Origin of the sequence: Arthrobacter russicus (assembly GCF_031454135.1) — a bacterium.
Lineage (GTDB): Bacteria > Actinomycetota > Actinomycetes > Actinomycetales > Micrococcaceae > Renibacterium > Renibacterium russicum.
Genome location: NZ_JAVDQF010000001.1, coordinates 3475696 through 3492841 on the forward strand (window position 1 = coordinate 3475696; position 17146 = coordinate 3492841).

At 64.8% G+C, this 17146-nt stretch carries 17 protein-coding genes; 10 read left to right on the forward strand and 7 right to left on the reverse strand.

Annotated features, from left to right (window positions below):
* Nucleotide 1: 1 nt before the first annotated feature.
* Nucleotides 2-1489: an MFS transporter gene (locus tag JOE69_RS16320; protein WP_309800532.1), complete on the reverse strand. Its 1488-nt coding sequence runs from the start codon at nucleotides 1487-1489 to the stop codon at nucleotides 2-4.
* A gap of 79 nt (nucleotides 1490-1568) precedes the next feature.
* Here JOE69_RS16320 and JOE69_RS16325 point away from each other — a divergent pair, with 79 nt between their 5' ends.
* From JOE69_RS16325 to JOE69_RS16335, 3 genes are read left to right on the forward strand one after another with little or no spacing between them, the layout of a single operon-like run.
* Nucleotides 1569-2144: a TetR/AcrR family transcriptional regulator gene (locus tag JOE69_RS16325; RefSeq protein ID WP_296361308.1), complete on the forward strand. Its 576-nt coding sequence runs from the start codon at nucleotides 1569-1571 to the stop codon at nucleotides 2142-2144.
* Between the two features lie 57 nt (nucleotides 2145-2201).
* The gene (locus JOE69_RS16330) at nucleotides 2202-2633 is read left to right on the forward strand and encodes an SRPBCC domain-containing protein (protein WP_309800535.1); all 432 of its coding nucleotides are present in this window, start codon (nucleotides 2202-2204) and stop codon (nucleotides 2631-2633) included.
* Nucleotides 2623-2991 carry an ArsR/SmtB family transcription factor gene (locus JOE69_RS16335; RefSeq protein ID WP_309800537.1) on the forward strand — a complete coding sequence of 123 codons (369 nt, stop codon included), beginning with the start codon at nucleotides 2623-2625 and terminating at the stop codon, nucleotides 2989-2991. The genes JOE69_RS16330 and JOE69_RS16335 overlap by 11 nt, the downstream gene beginning before the upstream one ends.
* Before the next feature lie 121 nt (nucleotides 2992-3112).
* On the opposite strand, the gene JOE69_RS16340 is transcribed toward JOE69_RS16335, so the two are convergent.
* A complete protein-coding gene (locus JOE69_RS16340) occupies nucleotides 3113-3361 on the reverse strand; it encodes a LapA family protein (RefSeq protein ID WP_309800539.1) in 249 nt (82 codons plus the stop codon).
* A 147-nt stretch (nucleotides 3362-3508) separates the two neighbouring features.
* Between JOE69_RS16340 and JOE69_RS16345 the strand changes: the two genes are divergently transcribed.
* From JOE69_RS16345 to JOE69_RS16365, 5 genes are all read left to right on the forward strand, one after another.
* The gene (locus tag JOE69_RS16345) at nucleotides 3509-4864 is read left to right on the forward strand and encodes a cytochrome P450 (RefSeq protein ID WP_309800541.1); all 1356 of its coding nucleotides are present in this window, start codon (nucleotides 3509-3511) and stop codon (nucleotides 4862-4864) included.
* Nucleotides 4861-6174: a cytochrome P450 gene (locus JOE69_RS16350; protein ID WP_309800543.1), complete on the forward strand. Its 1314-nt coding sequence runs from the start codon at nucleotides 4861-4863 to the stop codon at nucleotides 6172-6174. Before JOE69_RS16345 ends, JOE69_RS16350 begins: the two co-directional genes overlap by 4 nt.
* 271 nt (nucleotides 6175-6445) lie before the next feature.
* Nucleotides 6446-6958, forward strand: a complete 513-nt coding sequence (locus tag JOE69_RS16355; RefSeq protein ID WP_309800545.1) for a hypothetical protein — start codon at nucleotides 6446-6448, stop codon at nucleotides 6956-6958.
* 656 nt (nucleotides 6959-7614) lie between these two features.
* Nucleotides 7615-8517, forward strand: a complete 903-nt coding sequence (locus JOE69_RS16360; protein WP_309800547.1) for an NBR1-Ig-like domain-containing protein — start codon at nucleotides 7615-7617, stop codon at nucleotides 8515-8517.
* Nucleotides 8505-9335: a crotonase/enoyl-CoA hydratase family protein gene (locus JOE69_RS16365; RefSeq protein WP_309800549.1), complete on the forward strand. Its 831-nt coding sequence runs from the start codon at nucleotides 8505-8507 to the stop codon at nucleotides 9333-9335. Before JOE69_RS16360 ends, JOE69_RS16365 begins: the two co-directional genes overlap by 13 nt.
* Before the next feature lie 84 nt (nucleotides 9336-9419).
* Here the strand turns inward: JOE69_RS16365 and JOE69_RS16370 are convergent, their stop codons facing one another.
* Nucleotides 9420-9680, reverse strand: coding sequence for a hypothetical protein (locus JOE69_RS16370; protein ID WP_309800550.1), 261 nt, complete (start codon nucleotides 9678-9680; stop codon nucleotides 9420-9422).
* Here JOE69_RS16370 and JOE69_RS16375 point away from each other — a divergent pair.
* A complete protein-coding gene (locus JOE69_RS16375) occupies nucleotides 9664-10119 on the forward strand; it encodes a MarR family winged helix-turn-helix transcriptional regulator (RefSeq protein WP_309800552.1) in 456 nt (151 codons plus the stop codon). The two genes, JOE69_RS16370 and JOE69_RS16375, sit on opposite strands and share 17 nt — an antisense overlap.
* Nucleotides 10120-10246: 127 nt before the next feature.
* On the opposite strand, the gene JOE69_RS16380 is transcribed toward JOE69_RS16375, so the two are convergent.
* The 4 genes from JOE69_RS16380 to JOE69_RS16395 all read right to left on the reverse strand — a co-directional run bounded on the left by JOE69_RS16380 (nucleotide 10247) and on the right by JOE69_RS16395 (nucleotide 16270).
* Nucleotides 10247-11890, reverse strand: coding sequence for a glycosyl hydrolase family 18 protein (locus JOE69_RS16380; protein ID WP_309800554.1), 1644 nt, complete (start codon nucleotides 11888-11890; stop codon nucleotides 10247-10249).
* 173 nt (nucleotides 11891-12063) lie between these two features.
* Nucleotides 12064-14034, reverse strand: a complete 1971-nt coding sequence (locus JOE69_RS16385; protein WP_309800556.1) for a helix-turn-helix transcriptional regulator — start codon at nucleotides 14032-14034, stop codon at nucleotides 12064-12066.
* A 73-nt stretch (nucleotides 14035-14107) separates the two neighbouring features.
* Nucleotides 14108-15145, reverse strand: a complete 1038-nt coding sequence (locus tag JOE69_RS16390) for an LLM class flavin-dependent oxidoreductase (protein WP_309800558.1) — start codon at nucleotides 15143-15145, stop codon at nucleotides 14108-14110.
* An 18-nt stretch (nucleotides 15146-15163) separates the two neighbouring features.
* Nucleotides 15164-16270 carry a hypothetical protein gene (locus JOE69_RS16395; RefSeq protein ID WP_309800560.1) on the reverse strand — a complete coding sequence of 369 codons (1107 nt, stop codon included), beginning with the start codon at nucleotides 16268-16270 and terminating at the stop codon, nucleotides 15164-15166.
* A gap of 106 nt (nucleotides 16271-16376) precedes the next feature.
* Between JOE69_RS16395 and JOE69_RS16400 the strand changes: the two genes are divergently transcribed.
* Complete coding sequence (locus JOE69_RS16400; protein ID WP_309800562.1) at nucleotides 16377-17132, forward strand: esterase/lipase family protein; 756 nt, start codon at nucleotides 16377-16379, stop codon at nucleotides 17130-17132.
* Nucleotides 17133-17146: the final 14 nt, after the last annotated feature.

Here is a 17146-nt window from a genome sequence, read left to right on the forward strand (position 1 = left end):
CCTACCCCGGCACCCGGCTGAACCGTCGGGCGCGGAAGGCTCCGGCCACTACGACCCCGCCCGCCAGGAAGGTGATGATGCTGGCCGCGAGCAGGGCGGTGTCCGCTCCGGTGGTGAACGCCGCGATGATTGCGGCGTGCTGTTCCGGTGCCTGGAGCAACGCCTGCGCGACCGTGTGCGAGGTTTGCAGGCCAACCGGCAGACCCTGGGTGAAGCTCACGGTCAGCACGGTGCCGACGACCGCGACGCCGATGGCGCTGCCGAGTTCCCGGGTCGCGGATTGCAAACCGCCGGCGATGCCGGCTTGTTCGGCGGGTAGCGCTGCCGCGATTTCCGTGGTCAGGCTGGGCAGCGCCAGAGCCAAGCCGGTCCCGATGACCAGCAGCCAGAGGGCATAGACGGGGTGCGGCTGCTGTGCGGCCTGCGAGATGCCGAACAAGCCCAGACTGGTCAGCAGGAATGCCGCGCCCAGCGTCAACGGGACGCCCAGCCGGTTGCGGGTTTTCCGCGCATAGAGCGGGCTCAACAGGACCGGAATGGTGGTCGGCAAGATGCCCAGACCGGCCTGCAACACGGAATAGCCGCGGCTGTACTGCAGCACCGAGGCATTGACGTAGAACAGGCCGAAGTTGCCGAAGAACATGATCAACATGCCGAAGCAGGCACTGCTGAGCAGCGGATTCCGGAACAGGCGCGGATCCAGCATCGGGTGGCGTACCCGGAGTTCGACCAGAACCCAGGCACCGATCAGCACGGCGCCGAGGCAGAAGGCGAAGAGCACCGTGAAGCTCGCCCAGCCTTGTTCGGGTCCTTCGATGACGCCGATCAGCAAGGCCAGGACGGCCAGGACGAAAAGAAGCGTCCCCATCGGGTCGAGGTTTCGTTGGTGGCGGGCTGTCCGCGGGGCCGCGATCCCCATGCAGACGGCGAGCAGGGCGGCGATTGCCGCCGCTGCGATGAAGAGGCTTTGCCAGCTGCCGGTGCTCAGCAGCGCACCGCCGCCGAGGTTGCCGATCACGCCGCCGAACCCGGTGGTCGCCGCCCAGATGCCCAGGGCCCGGTTCCGGTGCTCGGCCGGGGTGACGTTGACGATCATGCCGACGCAGTTCGGCAGCACCAAGGCCGCGCCGAAGCCGGTGACGGTCCGGCCCAGCAGCATGAGCAGCACGTCGGGAGCCAATGCGCACAGCGCCGCGCCGAGCGCGAAGACGATCAAGCCGGTGGTCAGCACGCCTTTGCGGCCGAACCGGTCTCCCGCAGCACCGGACGGAAGCACGAACGAAGCGAAGATCACCACGTAGATGTCCACGATCCAGAGCAGGTTGGAGGCGCTGGGTTGCAACTGGCTGCGCGAAATCAGCGGTGCCGCGAGGTTGATCGAGGCGACGAACCCGATGACCAGGATGGTGCAAGCGCACATGAGCGCCAATACCAGGCCGGGGTGCGGAGCTTTCCGCTGCGGCTTGGGGCGGGTCGTGGTCGAGGTCATGGGTGAATCTCCTCAGTTATGAGTCATCGTGTATCGAAACTAAATATAACGATACACGATGTCCAGGTATCATGGATGCATGATTGAAGAATCGGGACCGGGCGGGCGGCCGCGAAGTGAAAAAGCCCGCGTCGCAGTGCTGCATGCGGTCGACGACCTGCTGGGCGAGGTCGGCTATGCGGCGATGAACATGAAGGGCATCGCCGAGCGGGCCGGGGTCTCCCGGATGACCGTGTACCGCTGGTGGTCCACCAAAGCGGAGATCCTTTTCGAGGCCAGTGTGATCGACGCCGAGCAGGAGCTCGCGGTCTCCGCTGAGGGGTCTGCTGCGGAGATTCTGGCCGACTATTCGACGAAGCTGGTGCGCTTCCTCACGGAATCTGCGGCGGGTGCGGCTTACCGTGCGCTGGTCGGCGAAGCGCAGCACGACCAAGTGGTCGCGGAGCTGATTTCGTCGAACGACGTGTTGCGGAGCAGTGCGCGGAAAGCCCTGCTCGCCTCCGGCTATTCGGACGGCTCCGGGGTTCCGTTGGAACAGGCTTGCGGACTGTTGGTGGGGCCGGTGTTTTTCTGGGCAATGAGCGGGCGTCTCGGGCGGGTTGACATCGAGGGTTCGGTGGCGGCGTTCCGGCGGGCGGTCGGATCGGAGCATTGACGCAACCGTTAGGTTGCAATAGCGGGTTGCGATCTGCCGAATCAACGAGGAGATGTCATGGGATTCCCGAATCACATCGAACGCACCATCGAAGTGCCGCAATCGCCGGAGCAGGTTTGGACGGCGATCACCTCAGCCGAAGGCCTGGGCAGCTGGTTCGGCAATCGGGCCACCGTCGACCTCCGCGTCGGCGGCCTGGCCCAGGTGGATTGGGATGAAGGCAGCGACGCCGAATTGCGGATCGAGCGTCTGGAGGAGCCGAACGTCTTCGGTTACACCTGGCGGGTCGATGAAGTACCGGCCGACAACCCGCAGCGGACCTACGTCGAATTCAGCTTGACTCCGATTCCCGGCGGAACCCGGATCCACGTCGTCGAGAGCGGGTTCGCGCAACTGGCCCAGGATCTGTACGACAAGGGGTTCGCCTCGCACACCGAAGGCTGGCCCCGGGAACTGGGCGAGTTGGTGGATTACCTCAATGCCGCGTGACAGCGCGGTGCCGTCCGGCGCGGCGACGCCGTCCGGCACCGAATCGGTTGCGGAACAGGTGTTCGCCGCGCTGGCGGATCCGAACCGGCGAAGCATCCTGGCCAAACTGGCTGCGCACGGTCCGCGCACCGCAACCGAATTGAGCCAGGCGTTGCCGATCACCAGGCAGGGCATCGCCAAGCATCTGGGACTGCTCGCCGACGCCGGGCTGGTCACGGCCGAGCCGGGGGAGGGCCGCCGGGTCAGGTTCCGGTTGTCATCGCAGCCGATCCGGGTCGCGCAACGATTCCTGACTGCCCTGGCCCGCGATTGGGACGGACCGCTGCAGGCGCTGCGCGAAGAACTCGACAAAAGATGACGCCGTCGAAATTGGCTGACGCCGCGGAAATTTCTCCGGCGCCCGCCAATTTCGGCGGCGTGGATCTGGATTGCGGACCCGCTCCCTATGGCGTCCCCGCTCCCTATGGCGTCGCCGACGCCTAATTCTTTTTGCGGGATTTCAGCCAGGGGAACAGCGAACCGATCGCGATGCCGACCACGAGCAGCACGAGGATCAAAGCCCACAGCGGCGAATTCACCGCCCAGACCAGGATCTGGACCCGTACCGTGCCTTGGTTCGTGACGATGAAGATCACGGCAAGGATCGCCAACCCGACGGCGGTGATCAGCCGGGTGGTCAGCCAGGCGGGGCGGGAGGACTGCGGGGGCGTCGCCGGGGAGTTCGTCATGGTCCTGCCTTTCGGAGTGCGGCTGTTCGGTGTGCCAACTCTATCCAAAGCGATTGCTGAGAAAGCCAAAAAGTATCCGATACCGGCCGTTTCACTCTTCTCCAGCGCGGTATAACCGAAGAAAGGCTGCGGTCTAAGGAGAGCGTCATGACAGCGACGGCGTCGTCGGGGATCAAGCGAAAAGACATCAGTGCCTTCCGGCCGGGAAACGGCTTGCCGGACGGTCCCAAGCTGCCGATCGCGCTGCAGACATTGATTTACTTCACCGCCCGGCCGCAATTGATGCGGTATTGCCGGGCGAAGTACGGTCCGGCGTTCACCGTGCGGTTCATGAAGCGGTCCGTGGTGGTGATCACCGAAGTCGAAGAGATCCGGAAGCTCTTCAGCGGTTCGCCGCAGGCGTTCCACGCCGGTGAAGGAAACCGGGTGCTGCAACCGATTGTGGGCGACCAGTCCTTGCTGATCCTCGATGAGGATCCCCATCTGCGGCACCGCAAGTTGCTGATGCCGGCCTTCGCCGGCGCTTCGCTGCGCGGCTATCGGGAACTGATCGCGGCCATCGCCGATGAAGAAGTACCTGGCTGGCGCCCCGGACGGACCCGCTTGGCCGAGCATACCCAGGCGATCACGTTGGAGATCATTTTGCGAGTGGTTTTCGGGGTGACCGATCCGGTGCGGCTCGCGAAAATGCGGACGTTGGTGCTGGGCGTCACCGGTGCCAGCCTGTTCACCATGGCCGGCACGCTGTTCCCGGTGCTGATGAAGCGGATTTGGCCCTGGAACCGGTTGCAGCGGACCCTTGATGGCTTGGATGAGTTGTTGTATGCGGAGATCCGGGAGTGCCGGGAGGCGCCGGATCTGGCTGCCCGGACGGACGTGCTGGCCCGGATGGTGCGGGCCGGTGACGATGCTGATGGCTTGTCGGATGTGGAGATCCGGGATGAGTTGGTGACCTTGTTGTTGGCCGGGCATGAGACGACGTCGAATGGTTTGGCGTGGACGTTGCATGAGTTGATGCGTGCTCCGGTGGAGCTGGCCCGGGCGGTGGCGGCTGCGGATCGGCAGGACAAGGAAGGCGATGAGTTCCTGGAAGCCTGTTTCAAAGAAGGGTTGCGGCTCCGCCCGGTGATCGGCGGCGTGGCCCGGCGGCTGACCGAACCAGCCGAAATCGCCGGCTACCAGTTGCCGGCCGGCGTCGTGGTCTCGCCCTCGATCGATCTGGTGCAACACGATCATGCGCTGCATGCCGATCCCGGGGAGTTCCGGCCGGATCGGTGTTTGGACGGCAGCCTCACGACGTCGAACTGGTTGCCGTTCGGCGGCGGGGTGCGGCGCTGCATCGGCGCCGGCTTCTCAATGCTGGAATCCGTGGAGATCCTGCGCAAGGTGCTGCAGACGTGGGAGCTGGCACCGGTGGCCGAAAAACCGGAAGCCACCAAGACCCGGCACATCACCTTGGTGCCGGCCAAGGGCGCCCGGGCGATCCTGAGCCGCCGCCGATGAGCCGGTACGCGACGCTGCCGCCCGGACCGGCATGGCCGGCAGTGCTGCAGGGGATGCTCTACTTCGTCGCCAGGCCGGAGCTGATGCGCTACGGTCGGAAACACTACGGAACCGTGTTCACGGTACGGTTGCCGCGCCGGCCCACGGTGATGATCGCGGACGTCGAAGCAATCCGCAGCCTGTTCAACGGCCCGGCGAACGTCTTCCACGCCGGGCAAGGGAATCGCGAGGTGCTCAAACCGGTGGTCGGGCAGCATTCGATGCTGCTGTTGGACGAGGATCCGCATCTGCGGCACCGCAAGTTGCTGATGCCGGCCTTCGCCGGCGCTTCGCTGCGCGGTTATCGGGAGCTGATCGCCGAGATCACGGCTCAGCAGACCGCAGGTTGGGCCGAAGGACGGGTCAAGCTGGTCAAATACACCCAAGCCGTGACGTTGGAGATCATTTTGCGGGTGGTTTTCGGGGTGACCGATCCGGTGCGGCTCGCGAAAATGCGGAAGTTGGTAGTAGGCATCACCGACGCCAACGTGGTGGTCATGGCGGGCAGCCTGAGTCCGTTCGCCACCCGCTATCTCTGGCCCTGGAAAACGTTCAAGCGGACCCTTGATGGCTTGGATGAGTTGTTGTATGCGGAGATCCGGGAGTGCCGGGATGCGCCGGATCTGGCTGCCCGGACGGACGTGCTGGCCCGGATGGCCCGGGCCGGCGGCCAAGACGGTGACGCATTGTCGGATGTGGAGATCCGGGATGAGTTGGTGACCTTGTTGTTGGCCGGGCATGAGACGACGTCGAATGGTTTGGCGTGGACGTTGCATGAGTTGATGCGTGCTCCGGTGGAGCTGGCCCGGGCGGTGGCGGCTGCGGATCGCCGGGACAAGGAAGGCGATGAGTTCCTGGAAGCCTGTTTCAAAGAAGGGTTGCGGTTGCGACCGGTGATCGGCAGTGCCTCCCGGCTCTTGACGCAGCCGGCGGAAGTGGCCGGTTACCGGCTTCCGGCCGGGGTGATGGTTTCGCCGTCGATCGACTTGGTGCACGAAGACCGGACCCAGCACGTCGACCCCGGGGTGTTCCGGCCGGATCGGTGTTTGGACGGCAGTGTCACGACGTCGAACTGGTTGCCGTTCGGCGGCGGGGTGCGGCGCTGCATCGGTGCCGGATTTTCCTTGCTCGAAGCGGTGGAGATCCTGCGCAGCATCCTGCAGACCTGGGAACTCCGCGCGGTGCAGCAACGCGTGGAACGGCCCAAGAGCAAGCACATCACCTTGGTCCCGTCGAAGGGTGCGATGGCGGTGCTGCGACGGCGCGACTGAAGTGCAACGTCGGGCGGCGGGATCCGTCTGGAAGCAAACGCGAAGCGCTTCAGCAGATTGCGGGGGATACCTTGGTTTCACACCTGAATGGTTTATTGCAGGACGATAACGAGGGTTGAATTTTGCGAAGTTGAACCAAATCTTCCACGCTTTTCCACAAATTGTTCCAACCAGATCGATTGAACCAGCGGCTCCTATCGAGTGTGCTTAACACAGGGTTCGCACAGCGAACCAAACCAAGCTGGCTACTCGAGAAGGACTATAGATGTTGATGGAAATCGGAGATAATCAGCTTCGAGGGCAACAAGCGTCGGGCGAAACGCCGGAGACCGGTTCCGGCCGCCGGCTCGACCTTGCCGCACAGACCTTGCGGGACGAAGTCGTCGCCCGTTGGGGGCGTGAGGTTCTCGCCGGGGACGGCCTTGGCTTCGACGACGAAGCGGTCTGTGAATCGCATCGACTCGATCCGGAAGGCGTCGACCATGCCTTGGACCTCCGCGTCGATTTCGAAGGCACCGGTCTCGGTTTGAGCGTAGAAGACGGCATGTGGCTGGCCGAATATCTGCGCGGCGTCGGCCGGCGGACCGGACGATTCTCCTCTTTGATCCACCGGGGCCAAATCGCCGGCGCGTTCTCCGGCTGGCGTTGGGGCCGGTACCGCGGTCCCGGCGCCACGATGGACCGGATCCACCTCAGTGTCTGCGAGGTTCATTCTGGCGAAGCCTCGCTGCTCGATCCTGCGATCTTCGATTCGACCAAGCCCTGGGGGATCAGAGCCGCATAATCCAGCTGCGTCGGGCCCCGTTTGTCCTTCCGGCATCCGCTTGGCAGAACCGGGGATGCCCCGTGACGCCGTGCCGCGCAAAGCTCGTCGACCGGCTTGCGCCGCAGAAAAAAGCAATGGGTCTTCGGCGATGAAGACCAAGCGGGTCCGTGGTTCCTGGGCTTTAGGGCGTTCAAGCGAGCGATGTCCGGCAGTCCGAATATCGGCTACCTGGCGAATTCCGGTTCAGAATGGTCGACCAAAACGTGGGCTCCGCCGGCCCACGTGCTATCCCCATGGGGCGGCCTTTGTCATCGAAACCAGGGACTTCGACCCGGCGTTGATCCGGCTCGGGATGGCGCAGGCCCCGGAGTGTTCCTGGGTCCATCGTGCAGATCCGCAGAGCACCGGACTGATCGGAATCTCCGAGATTTCGGCTTCTTCAGGATGCTGAATGCGAGCATTTCCACAGTGGAATGACCCGGCCAAATGACTGGAAGCTGTGGAATAATCGGTGAGCGCGGCATCTGCCGGTTCATTGCCGTGCAGTGATCGGCGGGGACTGAACAGACAGGACTACGGTGGCAGTGGATCGCACGGCGCTCGACGAAGCGACGATATCAGCATGCTGCGCAGAAATCGCGGAAAGATTTTCGCCGCGACAAAAAATCAACAGTTTGCGGGTCCAGGCCTGCCCGGCATTGGTCGGCGTCGCGAAACGGCTTTTTGGTTCCACGAGCGAGTCCGAACGCGATCTCAATGATCTGGTCCATTTTGCCGCGATGTTCACCGAGCCGACGCTTTCCGAAGCCAAAGAACGTGCCCTGTTGCGGGCCGGGGAAGCGTTCCTGTTTTGTTCCCGGGTGCCCAACGACCATGATTTCTTCCTGATCCAGCGCGGCAACCCGGGGCCGCGGATAGCTTCCCGGGACACCAAGAAAGTCCGCGACACCTGGGCGTTCATGACCTACAAGCGGAGCTTGCTCGGAAACCCCGAGGACAGCTTCACCGCGAAATCCGGTCAGAAGATGCGCCCCGACTTCCGCGACGCGACCATTGCCGCTGTGGCCAAGTCGCTGCGCAATTGGGACGAATTCCAGCAGACGGCTGCCGGATTCCGCGCGGAGCAACTAGCCAGCCGGCTGATGACCCGCCCGTACGACAAAACCTCGCCGCAGGTCGATACCTGCGAATTCATCACCGAGACGGTTCCCGATGGCAGCTTGATGCCCTTCGGCACCGCTTTTGTGAAAACCTGGACGATTCGCAATACCGGGAACGTGCCGTGGATCGGCAGGTCGAGCAAACGGATCACGCCGCTCACGCCGCTGTTTCCGCATACTGCCGAACTCACTCCGATTCCGACCACGCTTCCGGGCGAGACGGTGACGATTTCCGTCGACGTGGTCTCCAACCGGCTGCCGGGGTTCTCCGAAGTCCGGTTCAAAATGGTCGACGAGAACGGGGAGTTCTGCTGGCCGGTTCTGTACCCGTATGGTTTGACTATGGTGATTGAGACCAGGGACATGATCTGGACTGAGCGCAGTCCCGGAGCCGAGGACACTCCGTGGCAGAGTTGAGTCCCGGAGCCGCGGCCGAGCACGGCCTGGCAGTCTGGTTCGACGGGCCGATCGCACATCTCCAATTGGCCAGGCCGGAGAAGCTCAATGCGATCGATACCGGGATTCTCCAGGCGCTGCCGCGAGTTGCGAAGCGAGTGCGGCAGAATCCGCAGATCCGCGCCGTGGTCCTCAGCGCGCAAGGCCGCGAGTTCAGCGCCGGAATCGATATCGGGGATGTCTTCGGAAAACCGGAGAAGATCATCCGCGGCCTGATCCCGATGCCGTTCCGCGGCACGAACACCTTCCAAGAGGCTTTCTGGGCGCTGCGCCGCTTGCCGGTCCCGGTGATCGCGGCGGTCCATGGCCGGGCTTATGGCGCCGGTGCGCAACTGGCGCTCGCCGCGGACTTCCGGATTGCCACCGCGGACAGCGAGTTCTCCATCATGGAAGCCAAATGGGGGCTGATCCCGGACATGGCCGGCAGCGCTGCGTTGGCACAGCTGGTGGGCATCGACGTCGCCAAACGGTTGACCATGACCGCGGAGAAATTTTCCGGAGCCGAGGCCAAGGACTACGGATTGGTCAGCAGCCTCAGCCCGGATCCGGTGTCCGCTGCACTTGCCTTGGCCGAAGAAATCTCGACGCGTTCGCCGGACTCGGTCGCTGCCGCCAAATTCCTGTTCGAGAAGACCTGGCAGAAACCGCCGCTGCGGGCGTTCGCCGTCGAGCGGGCGCTGCAGGTCAGGCTGATCCTGGGCCGGAATTCCAAAATCGCCCGGAAGGCCGGGTTCCGCAAAGAGCAGCCAAGCTTTCCAGCACGGCAATTCTGGACTTAGCCGGTCACCCGGCGGAGCGGTCGACGAAGCGCAACTCGGCGCGTGGCGCCGGATTCGGCAGGTTTCCACGTTGCCTGCAGCGTGCTATTCCGGCCATTCGCTGCCCAGGACCACCTCGACGAAATCACCGCGGACGAAGCCCGGCGAGTAATGCGCCAGTACATCCGCATTGACATTTCCGAAAGTGCTTTCCGGGCGGTGCCGGATTTCTTGCGCGAAGGCGGAGAGGATCTGCCGTTTGAAATCCGGCCGCGGGTGCGCGGCGGTGACCTGTGCCACGTCGGCCGCGGGCAGGTCACGGTACCCGATGCCCAGCCAGACTTTGCGGATGTCCGCGGCAGACAAGCCCCGGGTGCGGAGGAAATCCTGTGCCGCGGTCCGTTCCGCAGTGGCCGGCCTGTACCGGAGGTTCCGCGCCGAGCGCGGTGGCGGCGATTTGGGCGATGCTGCCGCAGAAGTGCTCTCGGTGCTCTGCAAGTCCGGTCCGCAAACCCTGAAGGATCTGAGCGAGTTGCAACGGGTCACTCCGGCTTCGATGAGCCAGGTGGTCAACCGGCTGACCTCGGCCGGTTACGCCGAGCGGGGCGGCGATCCGCGCGACGGCCGGAAGGTGATCTTCACCGCCACCGCGCAGGGCGAAGAGCTCTTCCTGGCGGACCGGGCCCGGCGTCACGCCTGGTTCGACGCGAACCTGGTCGGGCTCAGTGCCGCGGACCGTGCGGCACTGGCGCGGGCTGCGGAAATCATGGAGCGGATCGCAGTATCGCCGAATCCCGGACTCTGATCGGCCGACGGCGTTGGGCGAGAAAGCCGAAAGCGGTCGTGGCGTCTCAGGGGGGTGGACGCCACGACCGCTTGTTTCGGGGGAGGAGCACGCAATTCCTCAGGAACCGGTCCTCACCGGCCCGGGGTCAACAATTGCCCAGCAGCTGCCAGGGGTATCCGTCGGCGGTTTTCGGAGGTTCGTTCTGCGTCCACCACTTGGCCTGCCACTTCTGGCCTTGATAGCTGACCTGGTTGCCGGCGGTGTACACGGCTGAGGCCGACCACGCCGCCAGGCCGCCGCATGCACCACCGGGCGGGGTGGTCGTCGGCGGGGTCGTCGTCGGCGGCGTGGTCGGCGGAGTAGTGGGCGGGGTGGTCCCTCCGGTGACCGGGCCCGGTTTGGCTGCCCGGAACTTGTCGACCAACGCCGAGCCCAAAGTGAAGCTCTGATCGCCGGAGAGATCCCACCACATGCCGCCGCCCAAGCCGTTCGCCTCGATGTAATCGGCTTTCTGCTTGATCGTCTGGGCGTTGTCGTAGCTCCACCACTTGTCGCCGTCATAGCGCCATGCGGCACCGATCGCGGCGTTGTAGTAGTCGGTTCCGACGTTCTTGATGTCGTCGTAGTTGTTGATCCCGGTTTCGAAGCGGCCCGGCGCGCCGGAGGAAGCAGCTCCCCAAGGCGTCGAACTCGTCACGCCTTGCCAGCCACGACCGTACATGGCCAGGCCCATGGTCAGTTGGCTAGGTTTCACACCATTGGAAGTGTAGGCCTTGATCGCCTTGTCCACACTGAATTTCTGATTGGCCGGGCGGGGGTCCTGCGGGTCGTCGTACAAGTTTCCCTGATGCCCGTCCATGGTCGGCGCCCAGGCGCCCCAGAGGTCATAACCCTGGACGTTCCCGAAGTCCAGGTAGTTGAAAATCTCCGGGTCGTTCCAGCCTCCGGAGGCGATGTCGGCAGGATTCGCCGGAGTGAAGGCGCTGAGCTCGTAACGTTTGCCGGTCTGTGCGCCGAGGGCATCCATCTGGGTGCGGAATTCTTTAAGCAACGCCTTGAAATTGGCTTTGTCATTGACCGTGTCGACGCTATTGCCGACGTTGCCATTGTTCGATCCGGGCCATTCCCAGTCGATGTCGATGCCCTCGAAGACGCCGGCCGCCGCGCCGTCGCCGCCGCGGCCGTCGATCACCGGAAGATTGCCTTTCAGGTAGAGGTTCACGCAGCTGGAAACCAGTTTTTTCCGTGACGCGTCGGTCGCCGCTGCCCGGGAGAAGTTCTTGGACCAGGTCCAGCCGCCGATCGAAATCATCGGCTTCAGCTGGGGATTCTTGGCCTTGAGCTGTTTGAGCTGGTTGAAGGAACCGGCGAGCTTCTGGTCCCAAGCGTCGGCCACGCCGGCAACCGAGTTGGCCGCGGTGTAGCCCATGCCGAAGTCGGCCCAGGCGTCTCCGGCCCCGTCCGAGCCATTAGGGCCTTCGCCCTGCGCCTTATTGGCGATGAAGCATTCAAGGGACTGGTTGTTGATGTTGCCGAAGGCGTAATTCAGGTTCGTGAGCTTCGATGCTCCACCCGAATCCTGCAATTTCTTGAGTTTGAAATCTCGTGCATAGACGCCCCATTGTGGGAAGTAGCCGACGTTGCGGTACCCGTTGATCGTGCTGGTCTGGGCAGCGGCCGCGGGTGCCGCGGAGGGGTTTGCGGAGGCGGCGCTCACGAACCCGGCGCCGAGGACCGCAGTTGCGGCTACGGCAGCGATGGTCACCGTGAGCGGAAGGCGTTTCTTCATGTTTTCAGACATATCCGACCTTCTGTTGATGATCCGTTGCGGCGGCCCGCACCGGTCTTCAAAGATTAGAAAGTCCAGTGCCTCCGCGCGTCCGTACTTTCCACATCATTAGGGCGGCGAAGGCCGTCCGGGTAAGTAGTTCCACGTACTCCGGCAACCACGTCCGCGCCGGTTCAGCCGACGCTGCGGCCCAGCCCGGCATCGGAACGGTGCGCCAGGATGCTCAATTCGACCCGGGACCGTACGCCCAACTTCGCGAAGACGCGGCTCAGATGGACTTCCACGGTGCGCACCGACAAATGCAAGGCGAGCGCCACCTCGCGGTTCGCGCTGCCGTCGGCTACGAGCAGGGCCACTTCCGACTCCCGCTCGGTCAACGGCCCAGTCCACTCCGGGCATTGTGGCGGCAAAGCCGTGAGCACCGGTTGCGGCAGGCCTTCCGCGGCCCCGGAGAGTTCGGATTCGGCGGTTTGCCGCCAAAACCCGGCACCGGCCTCTTCGAAAGACGAGGCGGCTGCCAGGAGATAGTGCCGGGCGGCATCTCGATTGCGGTAGCGGGCGAAAGCCCGGCCCAACTCGAATTCGGTACGGCCGCGTTCGAAGGGCGAGGTCGGAGCCTGGCCGAGGACGACGGCGGCGGTAGCCAGCTCCGCGAGCCCGGCTTGCTGGCTGCTGCCGATCCGTGCTCGGAGCCGGCTCGATTCGCGCTGCCGGGCGGAGTTCCCGAGGAGGCCCCATCGGTCACCGCCGTCGGGTTGGGGCAAATAGATGCTCTGCACCGCGGTATTTCCGCGTTCTGCGGCCACCGCCAAGAGGGTTTCCGCTTCGGCGCGCTGGCCGGCCAGATAGGCCAGCGTGGCGCGGTCCAGCAAGGAACCGGTGGAATCCGCTGGCTGGCTCTTCCGGGTCTTCAAGGCCGCAGCCATCGGGCCGGGTTCGCCGTAGATGTCGATGCCCAAGCGCTGTGCGAGCGGTCCGGAGATGCCACCCAGCACCGATTCGACCGGCAGGCGCAAGGCCGCTTCCTGCAGTTCCGCCTCGGCGGAACACAATTTTCCGGACCAGTAGTAGACCAGCGACCTGGCCACCCGCCGGGTTGCCAACCGCAACGGCGTCGGCGACCCGGGGCGGGCCGGAATGCCGGGGGCCGCATTCGGCTCCACCGGATCCGAGAGCGTCCGCAGCGCGGCTTCGAACTCATCCTGTTCGGCCAACCGGAAAGCTTCGGCGACCCGGCGGTATTCAGCGCCCAGTCCGTCGTCGGCCGGCTCCGGCAGCTCCCCGGCCGAGCCATCCGGGCGGAGCAAGGCCGCGGGCAAGCGCCCGGCCAAAAGCGTTGCGATCTGCTCGGCGCAGTGCTGGGCCCGCCGGTGCAGGTCGGGGTGCGCTGTGCTTTGCACCGAACTCGCCCAGCGATCAGCCTCCGCGAGGCAACCGGCGTGCAGTGCGGTCTCGGCGGCGAGCAATCGGGCTTCGTCGACGAGTTCCGCCGGGGCATGGCAGACCGCCTCTTTGGTCACCGAATGGGCCCAAGCGGCTTGCCCTCTGGACAAGGCCCGCCGAGCCACCCGCAGCAGTCCCGAGGCAAGGTCTTGATCGCCTTCGACGGTACTGAGCGTGCGGTGCCAATGGGCCATGTCGATTTCACCGGCCGCGGCGAAGGCCAAAGCCAAATCGGCATGCGCGGCATTGCGCTCGCCGAGTGTGGCGCCGGCGTGCACTGCGGCTCGGATCCGGGGATCTTCGAACTCGAAACCACCGGCGACGAACCGCAGATGCACTGCGGCCCGACTGGCTGCCGCCTCGGACATCGAAGCATTGCAGGAAACCAGTAGCGGCTGAGTCCGGCGGAAGACGCAGACTGCAGCCCGCAGCAGCATGGCACGTTCCCGCTCCGACAGTTCGGCGATCCGATCGCGCACTGCGGCCTGCGTCGCCGGTGACAAAGGCATCGGGTCTGGGAGCAGGGCTTGGCCGGAACGTTGCTCAGTGGAGAGCGTCCCGGCGGTTTCCAGGATCGCGGCCCAGTCGCCTTGCAGCGAATGATGCAGTCGGAATGCGACATGCGGCGCGAGTTGCAGTTCTTCGCCGGTGAGTGCGGCGAGGATTTCGAGAACCGGGTGCTTGCTTGCCGTGGCTGGCATGCGTCCTCCTCAAAAGTGCCCGATGGCCGGATGCCGCAATGGTACCGGGTGCAGGCTGGAGGAAGCTGGAGGCCTAGTTCGGGCCCGGATTTCCAGGGCGGACCCAGCCGAGCTTCGGTGCCAAGGATCCGGCGATGTCGCTGAGGATCTGCCGGTAGTCTTCGGGCTCGAAACTGAACGGAAGCGCAAAAGCCACTTCGTCGACCATGCGGAACGCCCGGTTGGCTGCCAGTTGTTCCGCGATGTCCGAAGAGTCGCCCACCAGGTCCGGAGCGAAAAGCATCCGTCGGGGGCCTTGCGGCGATCGGGTCCGTTCCAGCCGGCTGGCGGCGTATCTGCGATAACGCAGTTTTTGTTCCGCCGAGGCGTGGTCGGTGGGGATCACCACCAGCCCCTGGGAAACTCGGGCGGCCCCGCCCTGCCGGTGCCGTTCGCGGAAAAGCTCGATCTGCCGGGATTGAGCCGCGTCGAAGTCCGCCGAATCCTCGGCCGTGGTCACGCTGCTCACCAGCAGATTGAGATTCTGCTCGCCGGCCCATTGCGCCGAGCGCAGGCTGCCGGCCCCGTACCAGACCCGATCGGCCAGGCCCGGGGAGTGCGGTTGGACCCGGTTGGAGTACTCTTCGACCACGCCCGCTTTGCCGGCGAAGCTGCTCACCGGCTCGCCGCGCAGGTTGTGCAATAGCCGCTCGACCCTGGTGTAGCTGAAATTTTCCTGTTCCCAGCTGTCCGGGTAGAGGTGGGTTTTGAAGTCATCGAAACGCATCGGCGGCCCGACGCTCAGCCCCGGGTTGAGCCGGCCGCCGGAAAGCACATCGACGGTGGCCAGGTCTTCGGCGAGTCGAAGCGGATTTTCCAAGCCCAGCGGAATGACCGCGGTGCCGAATTCGATCCGTTCGGTGAGCTGGCTCGCCGCCGCGAGCACCGCGACCGGCGAGGAAATGCCGAATTGCAGATGCCTTTGCCGCAGCCAGACGCTGTCGAAGCCGAGTTCTTCGCCGAGCGTGATGAGCTGGAGCGTGTTCTGGTGGCCGGTGAATGGATCGGCCTCGTCGAAGAGGCCCATGGTCAAGAAGCCCAGTTTTCGCAGTGGGCGATTGGCCGACGTCATGGTTTGCCGGGTTTCCCTTCAGGTCCAGGGGGATTGAGTCGAGCGCGCGTCGAAATCCGAGCGCGGGCATCCAGTAGGGGCCGGCAAACCCTGGATTTCCAGCCAGGCGTCCTGCAGCCCCGGGTTGACGTTGTTTGCCTGACCGCCCGCCGGGTACTTCGGAGGTGGGCACCCCGCTGCGGAGAACGCTCCGATCGACGCGGAGGGCAGCTCAAATCCGACCACAAGATCGGTTGCCGCCGGTTTCACCGTCTGCATGATCGCTTGGATCCGCGGCCAAGCGGCGGTTCCGGTGATCGCGGCAAGGTCGTTGTCTGCTTTCGGCTTGAAATCCGGGGGAAGCGCCGCGGGCAGCGTGAACTCCACCATGATTTTCTCTCCGGGAGCAGTCCGGAACCTGAAGGCCCGTTCGTTCTGCGGATCGATCTCGGCCAACTGGGCGAAGGCCGCCTCGAAGCCGCGCAGCGTGGCCGGCAGCGCGGGCTGCATCGGCGGGTCGACTCTCGACTGGTCGGAGGACCGTGGGCCAGATTGGATCCGCACCAGCATCGGATCTTCCCGAGTCGCCAGATTCAGCCGTTCCAGCAGCGCCGCCTGACCGGAGGGGGAGATGCCTGGCCGCACAATCTTGGTACTGACTGGAACGTTGTTCAGCACTTTTCTCGAAATCTTGGTCTCGCTCGGCAGGCGGTCAAAAGCGTTCTGCGCCCATTCCGCTGCGTACGGGGTGATCTCCGCTTCGCGCAACCCCGGGTCGACCATCAGCAGAGCCGTCGGCTCTGCGGCCAGCTTCAGGTTGAGGTTTTCGCCCTTGCCGACCGGAAACGGTTCCGCACCGCCTTCCGGCAGCGAATTCCAGGTCGAAACAACCGTCTGGATTTGCGCCACGGTGACCGGATCGTCCATCGTGACCACGGTGTATCGCCTGATCCCGGCATCGAACCCGCCGTCGTCGACTTCACTCAGCACGCTCTGCACTGCGGGGAGCGCAGAGAGTGCGTCATGGACTTTCGCCGCCGCACGTTCGGCATTCGCGACGTCGGCGGGCAGCGAACAGCCGGCCAGCACCAAGCCCAGCGAAACCGCCGGCAGCAGGGCGCCGGCGAGCGGGCGCAACCTGGTCATCCGGCATCTCCCTTCCCCGCAGCACTTCCGATCTGAAGCCCAAATCTACCGGTCCGGCGGATCGGTCCGCCAGCTGATCGGGACCGCCGGGCCGCGGAGTCCTGCGATGGAACGTAGGCTGGTGCACATGGACCGGAGCCTGGGCAGACGATGGGGCCAGCGGGCCGCCGATTACGCCGCGGCGGTACGGGGCCAGACCTTGGCCTGGGTCTCCCGGGAGCAACCGGGTGCGCTCGCCGCAGGCGACCCGGAGAAGCCGTTGCTGGTGCTGATTCCCGGGGTCTATGAATCCTGGCGGTTCATGCTGCCGCTGGCCCGCAAACTCAATCGGCACGGCTACCGGGTGCTTCCGCTGCCTGGCCTCGGCGACAACCGGCGCCCGGTGATGCATGGTGCACGGCTGCTCAGCGCAGAACTCGAACGGATCGCAGCCCGGGCCGGGTCCGGCACCGAACGGGTGGTCCTGGTGGCGCACAGCAAAGGCGGATTGATCGGCAAGCAGGTGTTGCTGGATTTTGCTGCCGGGCAAACGGAATCAGGTGCGGCAGGCGGCCGCTTGGCGGTGCTCGGCATGGTCGCCGTGGCAACGCCGTTCCAGGGCTCGCGTTACGCCGCCCGTGCGGTGGGGCGGACCTTGCGCGAATTCCGCCCGGACAGCGAAACCATCCGGGCGCTTGCCGCCCAGGCCGAAGTCAATTCCCGGATCGTCTCGGTGCTGCCGAGTTTTGACCCGCACATCCCGGGCGACCGGACGCTGCCCGGTGCAGCGGAATTCCGGCTGCACGGATCCGGACACTTCCGGATTCTGGCCAGCCAGGAGGGCTTGGCTGCGGTGCTGGCCGGAGTCGAATCGCTGCAGTAGCTAGAATTCGAAGA

What these genes read in the sequence shown, in the direction of transcription:
- JOE69_RS16355 (WP_309800545.1), top strand. Translation starts at nt 6,446, where the DNA reads ATGGAAATCGGAGATAATCAGCTTCGAGGGCAACAAGCGTCGGGCGAA.
- JOE69_RS16340 (WP_309800539.1), bottom strand. Translation starts at nt 3,361, where the DNA reads ATGACGAACTCCCCGGCGACGCCCCCGCAGTCCTCCCGCCCCGCCTGG.
- JOE69_RS16335 (WP_309800537.1), top strand. Translation starts at nt 2,623, where the DNA reads ATGCCGCGTGACAGCGCGGTGCCGTCCGGCGCGGCGACGCCGTCCGGC.
- JOE69_RS16390 (WP_309800558.1), bottom strand. Translation starts at nt 15,145, where the DNA reads ATGACGTCGGCCAATCGCCCACTGCGAAAACTGGGCTTCTTGACCATG.
- JOE69_RS16330 (WP_309800535.1), top strand. Translation starts at nt 2,202, where the DNA reads ATGGGATTCCCGAATCACATCGAACGCACCATCGAAGTGCCGCAATCG.
- JOE69_RS16395 (WP_309800560.1), bottom strand. Translation starts at nt 16,270, where the DNA reads ATGACCAGGTTGCGCCCGCTCGCCGGCGCCCTGCTGCCGGCGGTTTCG.
- JOE69_RS16375 (WP_309800552.1), top strand. Translation starts at nt 9,664, where the DNA reads ATGTCCGCGGCAGACAAGCCCCGGGTGCGGAGGAAATCCTGTGCCGCG.
- JOE69_RS16325 (WP_296361308.1), top strand. Translation starts at nt 1,569, where the DNA reads ATGATTGAAGAATCGGGACCGGGCGGGCGGCCGCGAAGTGAAAAAGCC.
- JOE69_RS16385 (WP_309800556.1), bottom strand. Translation starts at nt 14,034, where the DNA reads ATGCCAGCCACGGCAAGCAAGCACCCGGTTCTCGAAATCCTCGCCGCA.
- JOE69_RS16380 (WP_309800554.1), bottom strand. Translation starts at nt 11,890, where the DNA reads ATGAAGAAACGCCTTCCGCTCACGGTGACCATCGCTGCCGTAGCCGCA.
- JOE69_RS16350 (WP_309800543.1), top strand. Translation starts at nt 4,861, where the DNA reads ATGAGCCGGTACGCGACGCTGCCGCCCGGACCGGCATGGCCGGCAGTG.
- JOE69_RS16345 (WP_309800541.1), top strand. Translation starts at nt 3,509, where the DNA reads ATGACAGCGACGGCGTCGTCGGGGATCAAGCGAAAAGACATCAGTGCC.
- JOE69_RS16400 (WP_309800562.1), top strand. Translation starts at nt 16,377, where the DNA reads ATGGAACGTAGGCTGGTGCACATGGACCGGAGCCTGGGCAGACGATGG.
- JOE69_RS16320 (WP_309800532.1), bottom strand. Translation starts at nt 1,489, where the DNA reads ATGACCTCGACCACGACCCGCCCCAAGCCGCAGCGGAAAGCTCCGCAC.